Source organism: Dietzia sp. CW19 (assembly GCF_014145265.1).
Classification (GTDB): Bacteria; Actinomycetota; Actinomycetes; order Mycobacteriales; family Mycobacteriaceae; genus Dietzia; species Dietzia natronolimnaea.
On sequence record NZ_JAALEE010000025.1, the window covers coordinates 1 to 2,426 of the forward strand.

The 2,426-nt window shown below is 70.3% G+C and carries 3 protein-coding genes; all 3 read left to right on the plus strand.

All coding sequences use genetic code 11. The features are described from left to right. A partial coding sequence (locus G6021_RS00995) for a CBS domain-containing protein (protein WP_241732651.1) occupies positions 1–873 on the plus strand: 873 nt, incomplete at its 5' end. After that, complete coding sequence (locus tag G6021_RS01000) at positions 870–1,421, plus strand: DUF1003 domain-containing protein (RefSeq protein ID WP_182610526.1); 552 nt, start codon at positions 870–872, stop codon at positions 1,419–1,421. The genes G6021_RS00995 and G6021_RS01000, both read left to right, overlap by 4 nt. A gap of 72 nt (positions 1,422–1,493) precedes the next feature. Beyond that, a partial coding sequence (locus G6021_RS01005; RefSeq protein ID WP_182640478.1) for a hypothetical protein occupies positions 1,494–2,426 on the plus strand: 933 nt, incomplete at its 3' end.

Here is a 2,426-nt window from a genome sequence, read left to right on the forward strand (position 1 = left end):
CGTCGTGGGCGCGGGCCCCTCGGCCGCCGGGGGCCGGTGTCGATCCAGCCCTGGAGTCGGATCGAGGGGTTCGACGACGACGCCATCGGCACCCCGGAGCACGGAGCCGAGAGCCTGGTCGAGCACTACGCCGATCTCCGTCCCGCCGATGTCGCGCACGCCCTGCGTGAACTACCCGAGGTGCGTCGGCTCGAGGTGGCCCGCACCCTCGACGACGAACGACTCGCGGACATCCTCCAGGAACTGCCCCACGACGAGCAGACCGAGATCGTGACCCGTCTCGAGCTGGAACGGGCGGCGGACGTCCTCGAGGCGATGGATCCGGACGACGCGGCGGACCTGCTGGGCGAGATGCCGGAGAAGGACGCCGAGTCCTTCCTCGAACTCATGCATCCGGAGGGCTCCGCACCCGTCCGCCGCCTGTTGACGTTCGACGCGGACACCGCCGGCGGGCTCATGACACCGGAACCCATCATCCTGTCCCCCCAGACGACCGTCGCGGAAGCCCTGGCCCACTGCCGCAATCCCGACCTGAGCCCGGCGCTGGCGAGCCTCGTCTTCGTGGTCCGACCCCCCACGGCCACCCCGACGGGCAAATACCTCGGATGCGTCCACATCCAGGCGCTGCTCCGGGAGTTGCCGTCGACGATGGTCGCCGAGACCGTGGACACCAGCCTGTCCAGCCTGCGTCCCACCGACTCGGTGGACTCGGTGACGAGGTTCTTCGCCACCTATAACCTCGTGTGCGGTCCCGTCGTGGACGACGAGGGCCATCTCCTGGGGGCGGTCGCGGTGGACGACCTCCTCGACCACCTGCTCCCCGAGGACTGGCGTGACATGGACCTCCACGACCACAGGGAGGTCCGTCGGTGACCGAACCGGGCACGCGCTCCGCGCTCTCCACACCCGTCACCTCGCGGCGGCCCCGCATCAGTGTCGACCCGGACGCCGTGGGCCGGTACAGCGAGGCCATCGCCCGGTTCTTCGGGACCGGCCAGTACCTGCTGATCCAGACGATCCTCGTGATCGTCTGGATCCTCATCAACGTCACGGTCGTGGCGATGCGCTTCGACCCCTATCCGTTCATCCTCCTCAACCTCGCGTTCTCCACCCAGGCGGCCTACGCCGCCCCCCTCATCCTCCTGGCCCAGAACCGTCAGGAGGACCGCGACAAGGAGTCGATCGCGGAGGACAGGCTGCGGGCCACCCAGACCAAGGCGGACACCGAGTTCCTGGCCCGGGAACTGGCCTCCGTCCGGCTCTCCGTGGGTGAGACGGTCACCCGCGACTACCTCCGCCGGGAACTCGACGACCTCAGGAGCTCGATCGAGCGCATAGAATCGCTGCTCGCGGACCAGAATTGTGACGGCGGTAACACCGAACGCCGCAAAAGCGATTCAGACACCAGGGGCCGGAGGTAGCGTCGACCAGCACGGCAGCGATGCCGCGACGCACCCCGCTCGCGACACCGTCCGGACGTTGTAGGGGGAACTTTGCGCAAGATCGCGCACAACACTGATCGACGGGCACTGACCAGCGCCGCGGTCGCCGCGGGCGTGATCGGCGTGCTCACCGCCGTGAGTCTGACGATGGACCACAGTCGGCCCACCGGGGCCTCGGGAATCGTCCAGGCGGCCGAGACCGCCACCCAGGATCCGACGACGACCGCGGCGGGTGCCACCACTCCGACCTCCGAGAACCCGCCGCCGACCGACGTCCGGGACCCCGGCGCCGCACACATCGAGCCCGCGACGATCCCGGACGGCCCCCTCGGGATCCCCGGCATCGCCCTGGACGCCTACCACCGCGCCACCGACCGCCTCAACCTCGAGAAGCCCGCGTGCGAGATGGACTGGACACTCCTCGCGGGCATCGGCCAGGTCGAGTCCAACCAGGGCCGTGGACGCTTCGACGCGCAGGGCAACACCATCGGCCGCATCCTCGGTCCCCGCCTCGACGGCTCGCTGCCCGGCACCGCCGTCATCACCGACACCGACGGCGGGCGGTTCGACGGCGACACCGAGTTCGACCGGGCGGTCGGCCCCGTTCAGTTCATCCCCTCCACCTGGGCGGTGCTGGGTCGGGACGGCAACGGCGACGGCGTGGCCGACCCCAACAACATCTACGACGGTGCACTCGCGGCCGCGACCCTGCTGTGTGGACAGGGCGGTTCGATGGGTGACCCCGCGGCCCGCACCCGGGCGGTCCTCGCCTACAACAACTCGCTCGCGTACGTGGCCAACGTCAACGCGTGGGCGCACGGCTACGCCGTCAACTCCTACCCGTTGCCGTCGGACCTGCCGGAGATCCACAAGCCCAGGCCGATCGTGGAACCCCCGAAGACCCCCGAGCACTGCCCGGACGGCTGGGAGGGTCGGCCCACCGCGGCACCGGAGCCCGCGCCGCCGGGCGAGCCCGGCCGTCCG